Source organism: Halopseudomonas sp. T1L2, from assembly GCF_055397385.1.
This window is the reverse complement of sequence record NZ_AP040865.1, coordinates 398,339-417,749: the sequence shown is the minus strand read 5'-3', so window position 1 is coordinate 417,749 and position 19,411 is coordinate 398,339. Positions and strand designations below refer to the sequence as shown.

Below are 19,411 nucleotides of genomic sequence, written 5' to 3'. Positions count from 1 at the left end.
GCTGCAGGGCTGCCGATCAGCCCAGATTAACGACTACCCGACCGATCATCTTGCCGGCCAGAATGCGCTCGATCTCGGCGGGCAACTGCTCCAGCGTCACCTCGCGCTCAAGATTGTGCAGATCGGTCTTCCATTGCAGTGACAACCGATCCCACATCGAGGCCTTGACCACCAGCGGCAGCTCTACCGAGTCGACGCCCAGCAGGTTCACATTGCGCAAAATGAACGGGAACACACTGGCTGCAAACCCACCGCCAGCGGTCATTCCGCAGGTCGCAACACTGGCGCCATAACGCAGTGACTTGACCACATTGAACAGAATGTCGCCACCGACGGTATCCACCGCGCCAGCCCACTGTTCCTTGAGCAACATTTTCTCGACACCCGCCGCCAGCGCAGCGCGATCAACGATCTGGCTGGCACCCAGGCTCTTGAGCATATCCACCTGATCAACCTTGCCGGTCGAGGCTGCCACCTCGTAACCCAGAGATGCCAGCATGGCCACCGCAATGCTGCCTACACCACCGGTGGCGCCGGTTACCAGCACCGGGCCCTGCCCCGGCGTCAGGCCCGCCTGCTCCAGCTTGTCGATACACAGCGCCGCCGTCAGGCCGGCAGTACCCAGCACCATGCTGTCACGCAGCGACAACCCTTCCGGACGCTTGATCACCCAGCCGGCCGGCACGCGGATGTATTGACCAAAGCCGCCAGCGGTATTCATGCCGAGGTCGTAGCCGGTGACGATTACCTCATCACCGACTGCCAATTCAGGCACCGAACTGGCCTCCACCACACCGGCTGCATCAATACCCGGGGTATGGGGGAAGTTCCGCGTCACACCCTTGTTACCGGTGGCCGAGAGCGCGTCCTTGTAGTTCAGGGAGGAGTAGCGCACACGAATGAGCACATCCCCTGCAGGCAGCTCATCCACATGCCGTTGCTTGATCTCGGTGACATACCGGCCGTCCTGCTCCGACACCACCAGCGCCTTGAATTCAGACATATCCACTCCTACCAGAAACGTTGATTGTTGAAGCGCGACACCCAGGTCAGCAACAGTCGGTCCGCCGCCTGGGCCAGCCCGCCGGACAACCGGTCCTGCAGGCGCTTGCGCTGCTCAAACTGCACCTCAAATACATCAGCCTGCCTGACCCGCTCACACAGGTACTGGTCACTGGTCTTGATCTCGTCGGCCAGCCCGCGCAGCAATGCCTCGCTGCCGAACCAGACCTCACCTGTGGCGACCGTCTCAATGTCCAGGCTTGGGCGATAGCGCGCAACAAACTGCTTGAACAGGCGGTGAATGTTTTCCAGGTCATCCTGAAACTTTTCCCGCGCCTTGTCACTGTTCTCGCCAAATACCGTCAGTGTGCGCTTGTACTCCCCCGCAGTCAGCATTTCAAAATCAATATCGTGCTTTTTCAGCAATCGATTGAAGTTGGGCAACTGCGCGACAACGCCGATCGAGCCCAGCATGGCGAAGGGTGCCGCCAGAATCCGATCAGCGATACAGGCCATCATATAGCCGCCACTGGCTGCCACCTTGTCGACGGAGATGGTCAGCGGGATACCCGCCTCGCGCACACGCACCAGCTGCGATGACGCAAGCCCGTACGCATGCACCATGCCGCCACCACTTTCCAGGCGAACAACGACCTCATCCTGCGGACGCGCCAGCTCCAGCACCGCCGTCACTTCATGGCGCAGATTTTCCAGCGCACTGGCCTTGATGTCGCCATGAAAGTTGAGCACATAAACGCGCCCGCGCTCATCCTGGGCTGCATCCTTGTCGCGGGCCTTCGCCTCCTGCTTGAGCTGCTTCTGCCGGGCCTTGCGAGTGCCCTTGCTGAGCACCATCAGCCCAAGCTGCTCGTGCATGCGCTGCAGACGGTCGTTCAGGCGAGTCACACTCAGTGTACCCTCGGTACGCTTGCTGCGCGCCTTGCCGGCAGCAATCATCGCCAGAATCAGCGCCACCACCACCAGCACCGTCAGGGCCTTGGCAAGAAAATAGACATATTGATCAAACCATTCCACAGTGTTCTCCCGTCTCTGCAAAACCCGCTAAGCACAGCAAGCATACAGGATCATCAGGGCATGGGCGCAGGCCGTCCGGGGAAAATTCAAACGCCCGTATGATTTTTGGTTGACAGCTTCGCGAGCTTGCCCCTAACCTCCGTCTACATAACATTACAAGGCGGCAGATTGTGGGCAGTATCTATCTGATCAGGCATGGACAGGCATCACTTGGCGCAGCCAACTACGACGTCCTGTCCCCCCTCGGCATCCGCCAGTCACAGCTGTGCGGCGAACATTTCGGCGCGCTCGGCCTGCAGTTTGATGCCTGCTACGCCGGCACCCTGCAACGCCAGATCGATACCGCCCGCCACGCGCTCGACGCGATGAATCAGTCCTCCCTCGCGGTCCAGAGCGACGCCAGCTTTAACGAATACCACTCTGACCAGGTGCTTGAAAGCTACCTGCCGCAGGTGCTCGAAGCCATCCCCGACGCCGAGCACTACCTGAAGAACGCAGGACAGTTCCGCAAGGAGTTTCAGCGCATATTCAGTCACGCCGTGACACTCTGGATCACCGACACCCGCGAGCGCCCGGGCTGCCCTTCCTGGCAGAGCTATGTCGAGCAGGTTGGCACAGGCCTGCGCCGGGTTATCGATGACAACCGCGGCAGCGGCCAGAACATCGCCGTATTCGCATCGGGCGGCACCATTACCGCCGCCCTGCAACTGATCACGCAAATGCCGGCCACCAGCGCCTTTGAGCTGAACTGGCAAATCGTGAATACCTCTGTAAGCCGCCTGCAGTACCGTGCAGACAAGCTGAGTCTGGCCTACTTCAACAGCCAGGCACATCTTGAGATTCACCGCCAACCCGAGTGGATCAGCTTCAGATGAGTCGCAGTGCGCATCCCGCGCCCTGCATTACCTAGCAAAGGAACCACCAATGACTACCGTTGCAGAAATCACCAGCCAAATGGAATCCAAGTTCAACTCAGCCGCTGCAGCCGGTCTGGATCTGGTATTCCAGTTCAACATCACCGACGACGAAAACTTCAACGTGACCGTCAAGGACGGCAGCTGCGCTGTAGCTCAGGGCGAAGCCGCCGATCCGAACGTGACCCTGATCATGGACAAGGAAACCCTGGTCGGCGTGATGACCGGTGAAACCGACGGCATGCAGGCCTTCATGGGCGGCAAACTGCGCGCCGAAGGCGACATGATGCTGGCACTCAAGCTGGGCGAACTGTTCCCGGCCTGATCCCATGCAGACCGGCAGGCCGCCGCTCATTGGCACCTGCCGGTCCCTGCACCACAATTGCACTTCGTACTGCAGACCTGCACCAGCAATCCTCACTTCTTCGCCTGCCCCCTGACCAAAAACTCAAAAAAACAACATAAACCTCTGTTTTTATTGATAAATAACAAACAGGCACGACGATTGCTCTGTAAATACCAACTTGTATCCAAGATGGTATTCAGACATGACACAACAGACCCTCGGCTTTACCCTCTCCGACTGGCAACAGGCATATCAACAGGAAGGTCTCGCTCCTGCAGCAGTGCTCGGTGCCCTGCGCAACGAGCTGAGCACCGACGATAACGCCTGGATCAGCCTTGCCAGCGAGGCCCAGCTCAACGAGCAGTTAGCCGCTCTGGATGAGCGCCTGCAACAGGTGGAAGGCAACGTCGCATCGCTGCCACTGTACGGCGTCCCCTTCGCGGTAAAGGACAACATCGACGCAGCTGGCTGGGACACCACTGCCGCCTGCCCGGCCTTCGCTCACCAGGCTAGTGCCGATGCCACCGTCGTTGCCCGCCTGCGCGCGGCAGGAGCCATTCTGATTGGCAAGACCAATCTGGACCAATTCGCCACCGGCCTGGTCGGCACCCGTTCCCCGTATGGCGCCGTCAGCAACAGCTTCAACGCCGATTACGTCAGCGGTGGCTCCAGCTCCGGCTCCGCCAGTGTGGTCGCCCGTGGCCTGGTACCCTTTGCGCTCGGCACCGACACCGCCGGGTCCGGCCGCGTGCCGGCCGGCTTCAACAATATTGTCGGCCTCAAACCGACCCGCGGCTGGCTCTCCAATACCGGACTGGTACCGGCCTGCCGAACCCTCGATTGCATCTCGGTATTCGCCCTGACTGTTGCCGACGCCCAGGCAGTCGCCACCATCGCCGGCGGCTTCGATCCCAGCGACGCCTACAGCCGCGCCAACCCCTGTAGCGCGCCGGTCGGGTTGCCGGTCAGGCCGAAACTGGCCATACCGGCCAATCCCGAGTTCTTCGACGACACGCAGATGCAGACAGCCTATGAAGCAGCGCTCGAGAAGTGGCGCGCGTTTGGCGCAGAGCTGGTCGAGATTGACTTCAGCCCCTTTGCGGACCTGGCGGCACAGCTCTATCAGGGCTCGTGGGTGGCCGAACGCACCGTCGCCGTTGGCGATATGGACCCGGATAAAATGGATCCGGTCGTACGCGGCATCGTCGAAGGCGGTCATAAATACAGCGCCTGCGAGGCCTATCAGGCCGAATACATCCGTGCCGAGTTGTCACGCCAGATCAGCCTGATCCTGGCCGACTTTGATGCCCTGCTGGTGCCAACCTCGCCGACCATTCGCCGGATCAGCGAGATGGCGGAGGAACCGGTACTCTACAACAGCCAGTTCGGCACCTATACCAACTTCACCAACCTGGCCGACCTTTGCGCACTGGCCTTGCCCGCAGGGATGCGCGAAGACGGCCTGCCCGCCGGCGTCACCCTGATTGCACCGGCCTGGCACGATTACGCCCTGGCCGAGCTGGGCAAACGCTGGCAGCAAGCCCAGGCACTGCCACTGGGCGCAACCGGCAAGCCCTGTCCGGGTGCGCAACAGACTATTCAAGCGCCGGGTAGCGTGCCCGTAGCGGTGGTCGGCGCGCACCTGACCGGCATGCCGCTGAACTTCCAGCTGACCAGTCGCGACGCCGTGCTGGTCGAACAAACCCTGACCTGTCCGGATTACCGGCTGTATGCCCTGCCCGGCACCGTTCCCCCCAAGCCTGGTCTGGCGCGGGTTGCGCAGGATGGCGCACAGATTATTGTCGAGCTGTGGGATATCCCGCTGGCCCGCTTCGGGGAATTCGTCGCCGAGATTCCGCCGCCGCTGGGCATTGGCAACCTGCAGCTGGCAGATGGTCGCTGGGTGAAGGGCTTTATTTGTGAACCGGCCGCACTCGCCGACGCCCGCGACATTACCGCCTTCGGCGGCTGGCGTGCATTCATTGCCAGCCTCAGTGCAGCCTGAGCAGGTCACACCGTGCAACTGAGCCAGCCATCCAACACAGCAGCTCGGCGGGAGAACCTCGCCGAGCGCATCCACGCGCGGCTCAAGGAGGACATCTTGTCCTTCCGGCTGCTGCCCGGTGACCGCTTTTCCGAGGGTGAAATCGCCGCACGCATGAACGCCAGCCGCACACCGGTGCGCCAGGCACTCTATCAGCTTGAGCGCGAAGGCTATCTGGAGGTGCGTTTTCGCAGTGGCTGGCAGGTCAGAAGCTTCGACTTTACCCGCTTCGAGGAGCTCTATGACCTGCGCATCGTGCTGGAGATGGAAGCGCTCAGGCGTCTTTGCACCGGCCAGCCCGGCACGGCAGCAGAGCACATACTGAAAACCCTGCATGACACCTGGTGCGTAGCGCCCGCGCTGCGCACTGGTGACGGCCAGCAGGTGTTCGTCATGGATGAGCACTTTCACTGCCAACTGGTGGAAGCCGCCGGCAACGGCGAGATGACGCGTCTGCACGCCGAGATCTGCGAGCGCATACGCGTTGTTCGCAAACTGGATTTCGAGCGTGCCGAGCGGCTCGACAAGACCTGGGAAGAACATGGGCAAATCCTGCGGCACATTCGCGCCGGCGAACTGCAACAGGCCCAGCACCTGCTGACCGCGCACATAGAGGCAAGCAAGGCAGAAGTACGCAAGGTCACCCTGCACATGCTGCAGCAGGCTCGCCAGCGCGCCCTGCAGGCAACAGACAGCATCCCTTCTACGCCGAATGCTCTCGCCCCCTCAGACACTCATTGATCAAGACAATGGCCGGCCAACACCGGACCTGATGCATTCGCGGTTTTCTTGTTCGCACCCTGCCACTGCTTTAAATTAGGCGACCAAGCCGTGTCGCAGACAGCCTTGCTATCAGCAACTGCCCGACACCCACTGACAGCCTCGTGAGCCGGGGCAGCACGACAACAAGGATTCATCATGGAAAAGACCCAACTGTTCGACCTCGACGGCAAAGTTGCCCTGGTAACCGGCGCCAGCCGCGGTATCGGCGAGGCGATTGCCAAGCTACTGGCCCAGCAGGGTGCGCACGTGATCATCTCCAGCCGCAAGATCGATGACTGCCAGGCCGTTGCCGACGCCATCGTCGCCGCCGGCGGCAAAGCCTCCGCACTCGCCTGCCACATCGGCGACATGGATCAGATCGTTGCCACCGTTGCCGCCATTCGCGAGCAGTTCGGCAAGCTGGATATCCTGGTTAACAACGCCGCTGCCAACCCCTACTTCGGCAACGTGCTGGACACCGATCTGGGCGCCTTCCAGAAGACCGTAGACGTCAACATCCGCGGCTACTTCTTCATGTCGGTTGAAGCGGGCAAACTGATGCGCGAAAACGGCGGCGGCAACATCCTCAACGTAGCCTCCGTCAATGGTGTGGTTCCCGGTCAGCTGCAGGGTATCTACTCGATCACCAAGGCAGCAGTCATCAACATGACCAAGGTATTCGCCAAGGAGTGCGCTCAGTTCGGCATTCGCTGCAACGCCCTGCTGCCGGGCCTGACCGACACCAAGTTCGCCTCCGCCCTGACCACCAACGACGCTATCCTCAAGCCGGCACTGCAGCGCATCCCGCTGGCCCGTGCAGCGGATCCGACCGAAATGGCAGGCACCGTCCTGTATCTGGTCAGCGACGCCTCAAGCTACACCACTGGCGCTGCGATCAACGTCGACGGCGGCATGCTCGCATAAACCTGCGGCATAAAGCAGAAAGGCTGCCCTGGGGCAGCCTTTTTTGTTTCCGCAACGGTATTACTGAAAGCGCTTGAGCGCGGCTTTGGCCTGTGTATTGAGCGGCTCGGGGATCAAACCGGTCGGCCCGATTTCCAGCGAAAAGCGGGCGCCATCTACCAACGGAACAAAACGCACCTCGAAGGCGTCCGCATGCACCAGCGACGCGCCGCCCGCACGGTCCAGCCACAGCCAAAGGTCACGCCAGGCCGGCGTCGAGTTCAGATTCGCCGCCAGCCCAGAACTGGCCCCGCGCTGCTGCTCAAGGGCAAGATAACGACCCAGCAGGCGGTGCAGTCGATATCCGTCTTCCAGACCAATCAGCGAAGCCAGCCCCTGCCAACGCAAAACCTGAACTTCCAGCTCCCACAGATCACCGGCCAGACGCACGCGCTGCTCGCCCGCCGAGGTCGTAATCACTGCATCGTATTGCTGGGGCGCAACCTGGGTAAAACTCAAGGTCCCCGCGGTGCCCTTGCCGTCAATGACACGGAAAGACTGGAGGTCCCAGGCCGCCAGCCCGAGAACCGCGGCCAGTGCCAGCGCTGCCAGCAGCAAATTGCCGCGCAGCCAACCCGCCAGCCAGCGCAGGCGCCAGCCCTGACTCAACGTCAGCAGCACCAGAACGGCGGCAATGATTGCCGCAATCAGGGCCAATCCCGGAAATTGCATCGTGGCTCCTCGCCCGAATCAGCTTGGCACTGGCGGGGCTTCAACACCCGCCTGCCGCGCAAGATAGCAATCAATAAGCCAGCGCGAGATGGTGCCGCGCGGCGGTATCTTCGGCAACTCATCTATCGACCACCAGTAGGCCGCTTCAATCTCGCCCTCCTGAGGGATGATGTCGCCACCTGCATATTCGGCGTGGAAACCCAGCATCAGCGAATTGGGGAACGGCCAGCTCTGGCTGCCCAGGTACTCAAGGTTGCTGACCTCAAGATTGACCTCTTCCTTCACCTCGCGGTGCAGGCATTGCTCTACCGACTCGCCCGGCTCGATAAAACCGGCCAGCGTACTGAAAAATCCGGGAGGAAAATGCGGAGAACGGGCCAGCAGAATCTCACTGCCACGGGTGATCAGCACAATGATGCAGGGTGCCAGCTTGGGATACTCGCGCCGTTCACAGCGCACGCACTCCATCGCCCGCTCCTCTTCACGCGGCTGCATGGGCTCGCCGCAGCAGCCGCAGAAACGGTGACTCTGATACCAGGCATTCAGTTGCTGGGCGACGCCCAACAGACGAAACAGCTGATCGTCGACCTGCCCGACCAGCGTGCGCAGTCCGTGCCAACTCAGGCCCGGCATGTCCAGGCTGTCGCTCAGGTGAATCAGCTCGCAGGCCCGACCGTCGACCAGACCAAGAGGCAAACGGTGGCTCACATCGCCAAAGTACAACGCCTGATCCGGGTCATGCAGCAAGCTGCCGTCGTACATGGCAAATTGATTCTGATAAAACACCACGACCACGCCCTGCTGCTGCGCAGCAGCATCCAGGCGCGAGGCGGGTTGAAACACACGAAAGGATCTCATTCGGACGTATTCCCCGATACAGCGTATCCCAGCTCAGCCATGCTGTCCTCGGCCAGCGCCAGCACATCGCCTGAAGCTACCGTTGCACGCTCAGCTGACTCCAGATAGAACTCGATACTGGTCAAGGCATCGGCCAGCACCTCCAATTGGGCATCCGTCGGTACCTGCTTGCGCTCGAGCATGGTTTCACGGATGAAGTTCGCTGCCATGCTGATAATTCTGGCGGCACGCCCCATGCCCAGGAACAGCAGACCGCCGCGAACCGTCTCCAGCGAGGGCGGCACGTTGAGCAAATGCATGGCGTCGTTACCGGATTCCATGTACGCCGTGATGGACCGTTTCGCCAGTGCCAGGCCGGCTTGTGATTCCTCGATCAGAACGATGCGGGCCTCTTTCAGCTCCAGCGGTTCGGCAAACTCACCCTCGGCACCGGCAGCCGTATCGCCTGCGAAAGCCGAAGAGTCGAGTCGATTGACTGCTGTTTCAGCGCGCAACACCGCATCGGCGACCTGTTCCAGCACAGCAACGTCACCAGGCTGCCAACCGGCAAGACGACCGGAAATGGCGTGAATCGCCTCGGACTCGGCCTTGAGGTCAAGCATCGACAGCGTTTTCCACAGTCGCTCCAGTCCAGACGACAGGCTTTCCAGTGACTGTTCGGCATCCCCGGCATTGCGCGCCAACAGATCCAGCAGATCCTTCAGGGCGTTAACCTCTTCCCGCAACGCTTCGGCCACAGAGCGCATGACATCAATGCCGGGACCATGCAGCTTGGCAAAGGCGTCGTTCAACTCGTATTCGGTAAAGCCGGGATCCGGCAACTGATAGGCCGTGCTCACTTCGGCGCAACGATCACAACCGGCATCGGCCAGTGCAACGAGAAACAACAGCTCGCGCAACAGCCCTTCATTGAGTCGGTGCTCGGCGGCATTGAGCAGGGCTCCCCGAATTTCGCGATCCAGCAGCGCGAACAGGCGCTTGCGCGCGGGGGTCAGATTCAGCGGCGTTTGCTCAATGGCTTCCAGGGCCGCCCCGGCAACCCAGCACAGGGTCGCCATGCGTGAGGCAAGGCTGCCCTCAAAGCGTGCCAGCGCGCGCTGCATCAGCGGTACAGACGCCGCCAGCCCGTCATCGCGCAGCAACCCCAGCAGACCCAGTTGATACATCTGGCGCAGTCGGCCGGCGACCTTGGGTTCAACGGGCCCGGTTGCACCCTTGCGGAACCCGGCTGGCAAGCCGGCCACCGGCAGCGGATAAAAATGACTGTCAGGCAACGCGGGGACACCCGGCCGGTGCTGACGCATCTGATTGATCATCGGCAGCAGCAACTCGGGGCGTTCACGCCCCTGCTGGCGTGCCTGATCCAGATAGCGCTCCAGCAAAAACAGTGCATCGCACAACGACGACAGCGGCTCATTGCGCTCTTCCCCGTCGTGAACGGGAATATCCATCGCCAGACTGATCATCTCGTCCAGCAGCAATGCAGCGCCCTTGAGCTCTATCAAGGCCAGGGTACCGCGCAACTGCTGAAGCCCTTCGATAGACTGCTGCAGCAGGCTGCCGTCCTGACGATCCTCGAGGAACTGCTGCAACAGGTTTTCCACTTCACCCATGCTGGCGAAGAGTTCGTCCCTGACAAGATCCAGTGAAGTGGTACCGGTCAACATGGCATTCAGTCTCCCACCATCCCTGCGTAGCGCGGTTGTCGATCAGTCTGCAAACTCGGGCGTCTGCTTGCTCATATGCGCCATGACCGCAACCTTGAGGTCATCGGACTGCAGCATTGCGGCGTTCCAGGTCGCGATGTAGTTCAGGCCGTCTTCCACACTGTGGTCACGGGCAAAGCGGATCATTTCCTTGGTGCCACGAATAGCGAGCGGCGACTTGGAAGCAATTTCCCGGGCCAGCTCCATGACACCCGCCATCAGCTGGACGTGATCGCTCCAGGTACGATTGACCAGGCCGATACGCGCCGCCTCATGACCATCGACGAAGCGACCGGTATAGGCCAGCTCCCGCATCATGCCATCGCTGATAAGACGCGGCAAACGCTGAAGGGTGCCGACGTCTGCGGCCATCCCCATATCGATTTCCTTGATCGAGAAACTGGCGTCCTCGGTGCTGTAACGCATATCGCAGGCGGAGATCAGGTCAATCGCCCCACCTATGCAGTAGCCGTGAATAGCGGCGATGACCGGCTTGCGGCAGCGATCGATCACGTTGAAGGACTCTTGCAACTGCAGCACGTTGCGACGAATGGCCTCTGCCTTGCGGCCGATGTCCTTGTCCATGCCACTTGAGGCTTCGGCAAGCATCTGCAGGTCGATCCCCGCAGAGAAGTGTTTGCCCGCTCCGGATATCACAGCACAACGAACCTCGGGGGTTTCATCAACCCACTTGAAGACGTCGATGATCTCCAGCCAGAACGCGCGGTTCATGGCATTGATCTTCTCCGGGCGGTTGATCTGGATGTGGGCGACCTTGCCAACTTGCTCAACCAGCAGCGTCTCGTATTGCGACATATACGGCCTTTTTCTTGTAGGTAACAACCGGCACCTGACACGAATCCGATTCGAATCAAATACCACCTTGGACTATTTGCATTGGCATGACTATATCAAGCTGACACTCAAACTCCATAACCAATTACTCAGCAAGCTCGCCTAAGATACTGAAAATGCGACGCGCTTGGACTACCAGGCAGCTTCCAAAGTAGGGCAAACAAAGACCTGCGTCGGGGCAGCCATGAAGGAAGCAGTAGTTTATGCTTGCCTCGGGTCAGCGAGAGCATGTCGAACAGCCCCCTTGCCGGAACGGCAGGCAAGGGGGCTGTTCGACACACTTTCCCCTAATAGAAACAGGACCTTCACCATGTCTGAAGCCATGTTGCCGGCGCTGGCGCACAACTTTCTGGGCCAGGCGCCCGGCTGGTACAAGCGCACCATCATTGCCTTCCTGCTGCTCAACCCCCTCGCAATGTGGCTGCTGGGCCCTTACATAACCGGCTGGCTGCTGATCATCGAGTTCATCTTCACCCTGGCCATGGCGCTTAAATGCTACCCGCTGCTGCCCGGCGGCCTGCTCGCACTGGAAGCCCTGGCCATTGGCATGACCTCACCGGAAGCCCTCTACAAGGAGGTGCTCGGAAATTTCCCGGTGATTCTGCTGCTGATGTTCATGGTCGCCGGCATCTACTTCATGAAGGACCTGCTGCTGCTGACCTTCACCAAGCTGATCCTTGGGGTGCGCTCCAAATCGACCCTTGCGCTGCTGTTCAGTCTGGTCGCCGCAGTGCTTTCGGCCTTCCTTGACGCACTCACGGTAACCGCAGTGATCATCACCGTCGCTGTCGGCTTTTACGGTGTGTATCACAAGGTGGCCTCAGCCGGCCCGAGCGAAGGCGCCAGCATTGACCCCGACGAAAACCCGCTGCACCGCGAGCACCTGGAAGAGTTCCGTGCCTTTCTGCGCAGTCTGCTGATGCACGGCGCGGTCGGCACTGCCCTGGGCGGTGTGTGCACGCTGGTCGGTGAGCCTCAGAACCTGCTGATCGCAGGTGTTGCCGGCTGGGACTTTATTCAGTTCTTCACCCTGATGGCCCCGGTCAGCATGCCGGTGCTGGCCGCCGGCCTGCTGACCTGCCTGCTGCTGGAGAAAACCAGCTGGTTCGGTTACGGCGCACGCCTGCCGCGCCCGGTTCGCAGGGTGCTTGAGGACTTTGCCGCCGCCGAGCAGGCCAAGCGCCGGGCGCCGCAAAAAGCCGCCCTGCTGATTCAGGCCATCGCTGCCGTGCTGCTGGTCATTGGCCTGGCACTGCACCTGGCTGAAGTCGGCTTTATCGGTCTGATGGTGATCATCCTGATTGCCTCGTTCAACGGCATCATTGACGAACACCAGATCGGCAAATCCTTCCAGGAAGCCCTGCCGTTCACCTCGCTGCTGGTCGTGTTCTTTGCCATCGTGGCGGTGATCCACGAGCAGCACCTGTTCAGCCCGATCATCCACGCGGTACTGGCATTGCCACCCGAGCAACAGCCCAGCATGTTCTTTATCGCCAACGGTGTACTGTCGATGATCAGCGATAACGTGTTTGTGGCCACCGTCTACATCAGCGAGGTCAAACAGAGTCTGGATGCGGGTGAAATCACCCGCGCCCAATTCGAGCAACTGGCAATCGCCATCAACACCGGCACCAATTTGCCGAGTGTTGCCACCCCGAACGGCCAGGCCGCCTTCCTGTTCCTGCTGACCTCGGCGATCGCGCCGCTGGTGCGTCTGTCCTATGGCCGCATGGTATTCATGGCCCTGCCCTACACCCTGGTGCTGGGCGGCGTCGGCCTGATTGCCGTCACCTGGTGGCTGTAGAAACAAGAATGCCCCGCTGACATCAGCGGGGCATTCTTTTACGTCAGCACTTACTCAGCTCACTGCTCGGGCGCACCGCGCCACAGGGCAAACCCCGCCGACTTCTCGACCGCCGCCAGGCGCTGATCATGGGCCTCCAGCTCTTCGGCGCTGGCACGCAGCACCCGCAGCTGTTCGCGCAGAGCAGGGTCTATCCGCCGAATCGCGCTCACCGAGCTGCCATCCCCACCCTCACCCTGACCGTGTGCTGCCAGCGACAGCGCCGTCTGGCCACCGGTCATGGTCAGGTAGACGTCGGCAAGAATCTCGGCGTCGAGCAAAGCGCCGTGCAGCTCGCGCTGCGAGTTGTCTACCCCGTAGCGCTTGCACAGCGCATCCAGGCTGTTGCGCTGACCGGGGTGTTTCTCCCGCGCCATGGCCAGGGTGTCGAGTACGCTGCAGTGATCGGCAATCAGGCCATGCCCGCGATTGAGGCGGGTCAGCTCGCTGTCCAGAAAGCCGACGTCAAACGCGGCGTTATGGATGACCAGCCGCGCGCCGCTGATAAAGTTCATGAAATCATCGGCGATATCGGCAAACACCGGCTTGTCGGCGAGAAACTCCAGCGAAATCCCGTGAACGGCCTGCGCGCCTTCGTCAATCTCACGCTGCGGATTGATATAAACGTGGTAGTGACGGCCGGTCAGGCGTCGATCAATGACCTCGACACAGCCGATCTCGATGATCCGGTGACCTTCCTTGTGCTCGATACCCGTCGTTTCGGTATCCAGAACCACTTCACGCATGCTCAGCCCTTCCGTTCTTTCAACACGTGTTCAACACCGAGGTTGGCCAACTGGTCGGCCAGCTCGTTTTCCGGGTGGCCGGTATGACCGCGCACCCAACGCCACTCAATCTCATGCTGACTGACCAGCGCATCGAGCTGCTGCCAGAGATCCACATTCTTGACCGGCTGCTTGCTGGCGGTCTGCCAGTTGCGCTTCTTCCAGTTGGGCATCCACTCGCGGACCCCTTTCATGACGTACTGCGAGTCGGTGGTCAACACCACCGAAGCCGGACGCTTGAGCGCCTCCAGTCCGCGAATGGCAGCCGTCAGCTCCATGCGGTTATTGGTGGTCTCCGGCTCACCGCCGTACAGGCGCTTCTCGTGCGACCCCAGCCGCAGCAGCACGCCCCAGCCGCCGGGGCCGGGATTACCCTTGCATGCCCCGTCGGTATAGATCTCGATTGCTTGACTCATCTACCTTCCCGTTTGTGCGCCCGCCGGCTGCCCGCTGCCAGAGGGGGCATCGTCAACGCCGGAAACACCCGCCCGCGCTCACGCTGCGGCGTTATTCCAAGCATCTGGCGCCGCGCCAGCAGACAATAGAAACCGCCCCCCGGCAGACAGCGACGCTGCCCCAGCGACTCCATGAAATCGAGACGTTGTAACCAGGTGGAGGATGCGAGCGGCGGACGATAGCACCCATCGATGCGTTTCTCCACCGCAAAGCCGAGCAGCTCCAGCCAATCGACCAGCCGGGCCGGACTGACGAACCCCGCCTCGCCAAACCAGCTGCGGCCAAAATAGTGCTGCCAGCCCCAGGTACTCATCGGATTGAAGCCAAAGATCAGCAGATGACCGCCGGCACGCACCGCCTGACTTGCCTCGCGCAGCAACGCCCGGGGCGACAGACTGAAATCCAGCCCGTGATGCAGCACCACCACATCCAGGGCCTGCGGCGCAAACGGCCAGCAGGCCTCATCCACCGCGATACTCTCGCCCTGGCTGAGCATATCCAGATGCCAGCAGTGACGCAGCACCTTGACCTCCGGTGCCAACAGGCCCGGGGCCAGGCCGTACTGAACCAGATGCTGCCCAAAGCAATTGGGCAGCAACTCGCGCTGCGCGCTGCACTCGGCCTGCAACAGCATGCGTCCGGCCGGCTGCTCCAGCCATTGCCGTGCCTCCTGCAGCAGACGCAACATGTCCGCCTGACTGATCGAGCGCCTGGCTTCGCTGATCTCCATTACCTCTCCACGGTACTTGCCATCGACACAATTCGCTAAAATAGCTCTACACGTTAAGGAAAAGCTGCCTCATGTCCACCTTTATCGCGCTACCCGCTTTCAATGACAACTACATCTGGCTGCTGGTCGACGAACAACGCCAACAGGTTGCCGCCGTCGATCCCGGTGACGCCAAGCCGGTCATCGCCTGGCTGGGCCGCCACCCGGAATACAGCCTGAGCCATGTACTGGTCACCCATCACCATCCTGACCACGTCGGCGGCATCAACGCACTCAAGGCCGGCACCGAATGCAAGGTCTGGGGCCCCGCCGCCGAAACCATCCCCGGCCGTGATCGCGCCCTTAACGACGGCGACCGCGTTACCCTGTTCGGCCACACACTCGAGGTGATCGGCGTACCCGGCCATACCCTCGGCCACATTGCCTTCTTCTGCGACAATACAGGTGACCCCTGGCTGCTCAGTGGTGACACCCTGTTCGCGGGGGGCTGCGGCAGGCTGTTCGAGGGCACCGCCGAGCAAATGCACCAGTCGCTGTCGCGTCTCGCTGCACTGCCCGACAACACCCGCATTTACTGCGCCCATGAATACACCCAGTCCAATCTGCGCTTTGCCCGCGCGGTGGAGCCCGACAACACCGATATCAAGATTCGACTGGAGGTCGTGGATGACCTGCGCGCGGCCGGTCGCATGACACTGCCAACCGACCTGGCACTGGAAAAACGCACCAACCCCTTCCTGCGCTCTGACTGCGACGCTGTGACGCAAGCGGCCAGCCAGCAGACCGGCGCAGCCGTGGCACCCGGGGTTGAGACGTTCGCCGCAATTCGGGCCTGGAAAGACCGCTTCTGACCGAAGGCGCCTTGACCCTCCCGCGGCTGGTCCATAGAATCGACCTCATTTTGGGGGTCGTTCATGCGTCGTGTGGTATCTGCCATCTTGCCCAGAGTGCTGTCAGCAGCGTCCCTCGGTGGTCTGCTGCTGATTGCCGGCTGTCAGACCACCGACCACAGCGGACTGAGCCAGAGCGAAGCCGATTACCGCTCACCGGTCACAGAACGCACAGCATCCCCATTCCGCACGCCCAGCGCACAAGCCGCCGCATCGCAAGCCGTACAGACCAAACCGCATACCCTGTGGGGGCGTATTCGAGCCGGTTTCAGCCTTGACCCGGCGACCATCGACAACCCCCGAATCGACCAGCAGCGCATCGCCTTCGCCAACCAGTCACGCTACTTCGAGCTGACCTCCGCGCGAGCGCAGCGTTACCTCTATTACGTTGTCGAGCAGCTGGAAAGCCGCGACATGCCGCAGGAGCTGGCACTGCTGCCATTCATCGAAAGTGCCTATAATCCGCAGGCCATCTCCAGCGCCCAGGCCGCCGGCCTGTGGCAGTTCATTCCGTCCACCGGACGCAACTTCTCGCTGCGTCAGGACTGGTGGTACGACGGTCGCCGCGACGTAACCGCCTCCACCCAGGCGGCGCTTGATTACCTCAGCCTGCTGCACGACTACTTCGATGGCGACTGGCTGCTCGCGCTGGCCGCCTACAACTGCGGCGAAGGCTGCGTGGGCCGAGCCATCAAGCGCAACGAAGCGCTCGGCCTGCCAACCGACTACTGGAATCTGCAGCTGCCGCGCGAAACCATGAACTACGTACCCAAGCTGCTGGCTCTGGCGCAGATCGTCGACAGTCCGACCGCCTACGGCACCGTGCTGCCAAGCCTGGCCAACGAACCCTACTTCGCCGAGGTTACCCTCGATCAGCAGATCGACCTGCGCAAGGTCGCGGAGCTGGCCGACGTCTCCACCGACGAGCTGCTGAGCCTGAACCCCGCGTTCAACCAGCGGGTCACCGCGCCCAACGCCGAATACCAGTTGCTGATTCCGGTCGACCGGGTTGACCAGTTCACCGAAGCGCTTGCCGAGCTGCCGGACGATGAGCGCATCAATTACCGGCACTATCGCGTTCGCAGTGGCGACACCCTCTCGCAGATTGCCCGTCGTCACCAGCTGACCGTCAGCGCTATCCGCGACGTCAACGACATCAACGGCAGCCTGCTGCGCGTCGGCCAGACCCTGATGCTGCCCCAGTTCAATGATGCCCCGGCCAGCGAACCGGTCAGCCGCCAGCGTATCGCCGGCGTCGAGCAGCTGCGCTACCGGGTAAAGCCAGGCGACAACCTGTGGAGTATCGCCCGCAGCCACGGCACTACCGTGAATCGCATCAAGCGCGACAACAATCTGCAGGACAGCGCCCTGACCGTCGGTCACACCCTGATGCTGGCGTCGGCAGCACAGACGCAGGCCCAACCCGCCACAGCCAATGGACGGCGCATTGCCTATACCGTCAAGTCGGGCGACTCGCTGTACACCATCGCCCAGCGCTTCAATGTCAACGTCGAGCGGATTCGCGACTGGAACCAGCTTGGCCGCTACCTGCAGCCGGGCCAGCAGTTGACCCTGTTCGTCCCTTGAGCCGTCGGGCTTCCGCCCGGCTGCATCAGCATGGTAGCGTTGGCACATTGCTGACGGCTGCCGCTGATTCAAATGCGCCAGCCGTTATCCCACGGCCCTACCACCGCGCGGAAATCCATGTCGCTGCTGTCCCGCTCACTTGTCCTGACACTGCTCCTTGCAACCGCTCTACCCAGCTGGGCCACGCTGTATCGCCAGCACGGCTATTCACTCTACGGCCAGCCCCGCTACCCGGAAAACTTCGAGCACCTCGACTACGTCAACCCGGACGCACCGAAGGGGGGCACGCTGCGGGTCATGGGCAGCGGCACCTTCGATACCCTGAACCCCTATACCCTCAAGGGCACCAGCCCGATCAACACCGGCGACTTTGCCCAGCTCGGCATCAGTGAGCTGAACGAGCCACTGATGGTCGGCAGCGGCCTGTATGACCCGTCCGGCGACGAGCCCTACTCCGCCTACGGTCTGATCGCCGAAAGCCTGGAGTTTGCCGACAATCGCAGCTGGGTAGTCTTCAACCTGCGCCCCGAGGCACGCTTTCACGACGGCCGGCAGATCACCGCCGAGGACGTAGCATTCTCCTATCGTCTGCTCAAGGAACAGGGCCACCCCAACTATCGCTCCGTACTGCAGGATGTCAGCCGCATCGACATTCTCGGCGAACGACGTATTCGCTTTGTCTTCAAGCGCCCCGGCAATTCGCTGCTGATCCTGCGCCTGGGCGAGCTGCCGGTGCTGCCGGCGCATTACTGGCAAGGCCGCGATTTTGCCAGCACAACCTTTGAGGCCGGCCTGAACAGCGGCCCGTATCGGGTGGTCAGTGTCGATCCCGGCCGCCGCGTGGTGTTCGAGCGGGTCAAGAGTTACTGGGGGCGAGACCTGCCGATCAACCGCGGCAAGTACAACTTCGATCGCATGGAGGTCGAGTTTTACCGCGACAACAACGTCGCCTTCGAGGCTTTCAAGGCCGGCGAGTTCGACCTCTACAACGACCACAAGGCCAGCAACTGGGCCAATGCCTACCAGTTTCCGGCAGTCGCGCGCGGCGACATCATCAAGCGCGAAATAACCCACCAGATTCCCAGCCCGACCCAGGCGATGTTCTTCAACACCCGGCGAACGCCCTTTGACAACCTGCCCCTGCGCAAGGCGCTCGGCATGCTGTTCGACTTCGAATGGTCCAACCGGGTGCTGTTCTACGATGCCTACCAGCGCTCGCAGAGCTACTACCCGAACAGTCCGTTCAGTGCCACCGGGATCCCGGCCGGACAGGAGTTTCTCTACCTGTCGCCGCACCGCAATCAACTGCCACCGGAACTCTTTCTTGAGCCATTCAGTCTACCTGTCACCGACGGCCGGGGAATCCCGCGCGAGACACTGCGCGAAGCGGTGGAGCTGTTTGCCGAGGCCGGCTGGAAACTGCGCAGAGGGCGCCTTGAAAATGCCGATGGTGATCCGTTGCGCTTCGAGGTACTGCTGGTCAACTCGAGTCTGGAACGGATCCTGCAGCCTTATCGAGCCAATCTTGCACGGCTGGGTATCGACATGCAGATCCGCACCGTCGACCGGGCGCAATACAAGGCCCGGCTGGATCAGTTTGATTACGACATGATTCTGACTACCCTGCCGCAGGGGCTGTCGCCCGGACTGGAGCAGATCAGCTACTTCCACTCCAGCCAGCGCAATGTCAAAGGCAGTCGCAACTATGCCGGCATCAACAATCCGGTGGTCGACGAACTGGTCGAACGCCTGGGCGCCGCCAGCAGCCGCAGTGAGCAGATCGCGGCCGCGCGCGCCCTCGACAGGGTACTGCTGTGGAATCACTATACAATTCCGAACTGGTATATAAACTACCACCGCATTGCCTATCGGAACTGGCTGCGCACCCCGGACATACCGCCGTATACGCTGGCCATCCGCAGCTGGTGGAAAGACCCGGCAAGCAACTAGAAAAACAAGGGAT

General features: G+C 61.4%; 18 protein-coding genes. 9 read left to right on the top strand and 9 right to left on the bottom strand.

What is annotated here, in order from left to right; all coding sequences use genetic code 11:
* Window positions 1-16 precede the first annotated feature (16 nt).
* Window positions 17-1,003, bottom strand: coding sequence for a YhdH/YhfP family quinone oxidoreductase (locus ACZ5WQ_RS01950; RefSeq protein WP_228246707.1), 987 nt, complete (start codon window positions 1,001-1,003; stop codon window positions 17-19).
* Between the two features lie 8 nt (window positions 1,004-1,011).
* Window positions 1,012-2,037 carry a protease SohB gene (gene sohB / locus ACZ5WQ_RS01945; protein WP_464383033.1) on the bottom strand — a complete coding sequence of 342 codons (1,026 nt, stop codon included), beginning with the start codon at window positions 2,035-2,037 and terminating at the stop codon, window positions 1,012-1,014.
* 170 nt (window positions 2,038-2,207) lie between these two features.
* On the opposite strand from sohB, the gene ACZ5WQ_RS01940 reads away from it, so the two are divergent.
* The 5 genes from ACZ5WQ_RS01940 (at window position 2,208) to ACZ5WQ_RS01920 (ending at window position 7,027) form a co-directional block, all read left to right on the top strand.
* Window positions 2,208-2,912, top strand: a complete 705-nt coding sequence (locus tag ACZ5WQ_RS01940; protein ID WP_464383032.1) for a histidine phosphatase family protein — start codon at window positions 2,208-2,210, stop codon at window positions 2,910-2,912.
* Window positions 2,913-2,961: 49 nt separating this feature from the next.
* A complete protein-coding gene (locus ACZ5WQ_RS01935) occupies window positions 2,962-3,276 on the top strand; it encodes an SCP2 sterol-binding domain-containing protein (RefSeq protein ID WP_088276529.1) in 315 nt (104 codons plus the stop codon).
* A gap of 223 nt (window positions 3,277-3,499) precedes the next feature.
* A complete protein-coding gene (atzF, locus tag ACZ5WQ_RS01930; protein WP_464383031.1) occupies window positions 3,500-5,302 on the top strand; it encodes an allophanate hydrolase in 1,803 nt (600 codons plus the stop codon).
* 12 nt (window positions 5,303-5,314) lie between these two features.
* Window positions 5,315-6,082: a GntR family transcriptional regulator gene (locus ACZ5WQ_RS01925; protein ID WP_464383030.1), complete on the top strand. Its 768-nt coding sequence runs from the start codon at window positions 5,315-5,317 to the stop codon at window positions 6,080-6,082.
* A gap of 177 nt (window positions 6,083-6,259) precedes the next feature.
* The gene (locus ACZ5WQ_RS01920) at window positions 6,260-7,027 is read left to right on the top strand and encodes an SDR family oxidoreductase (protein ID WP_088276532.1); all 768 of its coding nucleotides are present in this window, start codon (window positions 6,260-6,262) and stop codon (window positions 7,025-7,027) included.
* A gap of 60 nt (window positions 7,028-7,087) precedes the next feature.
* On the opposite strand, the gene ACZ5WQ_RS01915 is transcribed toward ACZ5WQ_RS01920, so the two are convergent.
* From ACZ5WQ_RS01915 to ACZ5WQ_RS01900, 4 genes are read right to left on the bottom strand one after another with little or no spacing between them, the layout of a single operon-like run.
* On the bottom strand, window positions 7,088-7,738 hold the full coding sequence (locus ACZ5WQ_RS01915; RefSeq protein WP_464383029.1) for a hypothetical protein: 651 nt from the start codon (window positions 7,736-7,738) through the stop codon (window positions 7,088-7,090).
* An 18-nt stretch (window positions 7,739-7,756) separates the two neighbouring features.
* Window positions 7,757-8,596, bottom strand: coding sequence for an NAD(+) diphosphatase (gene nudC, locus ACZ5WQ_RS01910; RefSeq protein ID WP_088276534.1), 840 nt, complete (start codon window positions 8,594-8,596; stop codon window positions 7,757-7,759).
* Complete coding sequence (locus ACZ5WQ_RS01905; RefSeq protein ID WP_088276536.1) at window positions 8,593-10,263, bottom strand: ferrous iron transporter B; 1,671 nt, start codon at window positions 10,261-10,263, stop codon at window positions 8,593-8,595. The genes nudC and ACZ5WQ_RS01905 overlap by 4 nt, the downstream gene beginning before the upstream one ends.
* A gap of 42 nt (window positions 10,264-10,305) precedes the next feature.
* Window positions 10,306-11,118: a crotonase/enoyl-CoA hydratase family protein gene (locus ACZ5WQ_RS01900; protein WP_269687653.1), complete on the bottom strand. Its 813-nt coding sequence runs from the start codon at window positions 11,116-11,118 to the stop codon at window positions 10,306-10,308.
* 349 nt (window positions 11,119-11,467) lie between these two features.
* On the opposite strand from ACZ5WQ_RS01900, the gene nhaB reads away from it, so the two are divergent.
* Window positions 11,468-12,961, top strand: coding sequence for a sodium/proton antiporter NhaB (gene nhaB, locus ACZ5WQ_RS01895; RefSeq protein WP_464383028.1), 1,494 nt, complete (start codon window positions 11,468-11,470; stop codon window positions 12,959-12,961).
* Between the two features lie 59 nt (window positions 12,962-13,020).
* Here the strand turns inward: nhaB and dnaQ are convergent, their stop codons facing one another.
* From dnaQ to ACZ5WQ_RS01880, 3 genes are read right to left on the bottom strand one after another with little or no spacing between them, the layout of a single operon-like run.
* Entirely contained in the window at window positions 13,021-13,746 is a 726-nt protein-coding gene (dnaQ, locus tag ACZ5WQ_RS01890) for a DNA polymerase III subunit epsilon (protein ID WP_088276539.1), read from the bottom strand.
* Between the two features lie 2 nt (window positions 13,747-13,748).
* A complete protein-coding gene (gene rnhA, locus ACZ5WQ_RS01885) occupies window positions 13,749-14,201 on the bottom strand; it encodes a ribonuclease HI (RefSeq protein ID WP_464383027.1) in 453 nt (150 codons plus the stop codon).
* Window positions 14,198-14,971 (bottom strand): class I SAM-dependent methyltransferase, encoded by a 774-nt coding sequence (locus ACZ5WQ_RS01880; RefSeq protein WP_088276541.1) that lies wholly within the window; start codon window positions 14,969-14,971, stop codon window positions 14,198-14,200. The genes rnhA and ACZ5WQ_RS01880 overlap by 4 nt, the downstream gene beginning before the upstream one ends.
* Window positions 14,972-15,042: 71 nt before the next feature.
* Between ACZ5WQ_RS01880 and gloB the strand changes: the two genes are divergently transcribed.
* The 3 genes from gloB (at window position 15,043) to ACZ5WQ_RS01865 (ending at window position 19,398) form a co-directional block, all read left to right on the top strand.
* Window positions 15,043-15,822, top strand: a complete 780-nt coding sequence (gene gloB / locus ACZ5WQ_RS01875) for a hydroxyacylglutathione hydrolase (RefSeq protein WP_233049389.1) — start codon at window positions 15,043-15,045, stop codon at window positions 15,820-15,822.
* Between the two features lie 63 nt (window positions 15,823-15,885).
* The gene (locus ACZ5WQ_RS01870) at window positions 15,886-17,448 is read left to right on the top strand and encodes a lytic transglycosylase (RefSeq protein ID WP_269687655.1); all 1,563 of its coding nucleotides are present in this window, start codon (window positions 15,886-15,888) and stop codon (window positions 17,446-17,448) included.
* Window positions 17,449-17,565: 117 nt separating this feature from the next.
* Window positions 17,566-19,398: an extracellular solute-binding protein gene (locus ACZ5WQ_RS01865; protein WP_088276545.1), complete on the top strand. Its 1,833-nt coding sequence runs from the start codon at window positions 17,566-17,568 to the stop codon at window positions 19,396-19,398.
* The last annotated feature ends 13 nt before the right edge of the window (window positions 19,399-19,411 follow it).

Excerpts from the sequence above, each read along its gene's own strand:
- ACZ5WQ_RS01950 (WP_228246707.1), bottom strand. The coding sequence starts at position 1,003 with ATGTCTGAATTCAAGGCGCTGGTGGTGTCGGAGCAGGACGGCCGGTAT.
- ACZ5WQ_RS01935 (WP_088276529.1), top strand. The coding sequence starts at position 2,962 with ATGACTACCGTTGCAGAAATCACCAGCCAAATGGAATCCAAGTTCAAC.
- atzF (WP_464383031.1), top strand. The coding sequence starts at position 3,500 with ATGACACAACAGACCCTCGGCTTTACCCTCTCCGACTGGCAACAGGCA.
- ACZ5WQ_RS01920 (WP_088276532.1), top strand. The coding sequence starts at position 6,260 with ATGGAAAAGACCCAACTGTTCGACCTCGACGGCAAAGTTGCCCTGGTA.
- ACZ5WQ_RS01915 (WP_464383029.1), bottom strand. The coding sequence starts at position 7,738 with ATGCAATTTCCGGGATTGGCCCTGATTGCGGCAATCATTGCCGCCGTT.
- nudC (WP_088276534.1), bottom strand. The coding sequence starts at position 8,596 with ATGAGATCCTTTCGTGTGTTTCAACCCGCCTCGCGCCTGGATGCTGCT.
- ACZ5WQ_RS01905 (WP_088276536.1), bottom strand. The coding sequence starts at position 10,263 with ATGTTGACCGGTACCACTTCACTGGATCTTGTCAGGGACGAACTCTTC.
- ACZ5WQ_RS01900 (WP_269687653.1), bottom strand. The coding sequence starts at position 11,118 with ATGTCGCAATACGAGACGCTGCTGGTTGAGCAAGTTGGCAAGGTCGCC.
- nhaB (WP_464383028.1), top strand. The coding sequence starts at position 11,468 with ATGTCTGAAGCCATGTTGCCGGCGCTGGCGCACAACTTTCTGGGCCAG.
- dnaQ (WP_088276539.1), bottom strand. The coding sequence starts at position 13,746 with ATGCGTGAAGTGGTTCTGGATACCGAAACGACGGGTATCGAGCACAAG.
- rnhA (WP_464383027.1), bottom strand. The coding sequence starts at position 14,201 with ATGAGTCAAGCAATCGAGATCTATACCGACGGGGCATGCAAGGGTAAT.
- ACZ5WQ_RS01880 (WP_088276541.1), bottom strand. The coding sequence starts at position 14,971 with ATGGAGATCAGCGAAGCCAGGCGCTCGATCAGTCAGGCGGACATGTTG.
- gloB (WP_233049389.1), top strand. The coding sequence starts at position 15,043 with ATGTCCACCTTTATCGCGCTACCCGCTTTCAATGACAACTACATCTGG.
- ACZ5WQ_RS01870 (WP_269687655.1), top strand. The coding sequence starts at position 15,886 with ATGCGTCGTGTGGTATCTGCCATCTTGCCCAGAGTGCTGTCAGCAGCG.
- ACZ5WQ_RS01865 (WP_088276545.1), top strand. The coding sequence starts at position 17,566 with ATGTCGCTGCTGTCCCGCTCACTTGTCCTGACACTGCTCCTTGCAACC.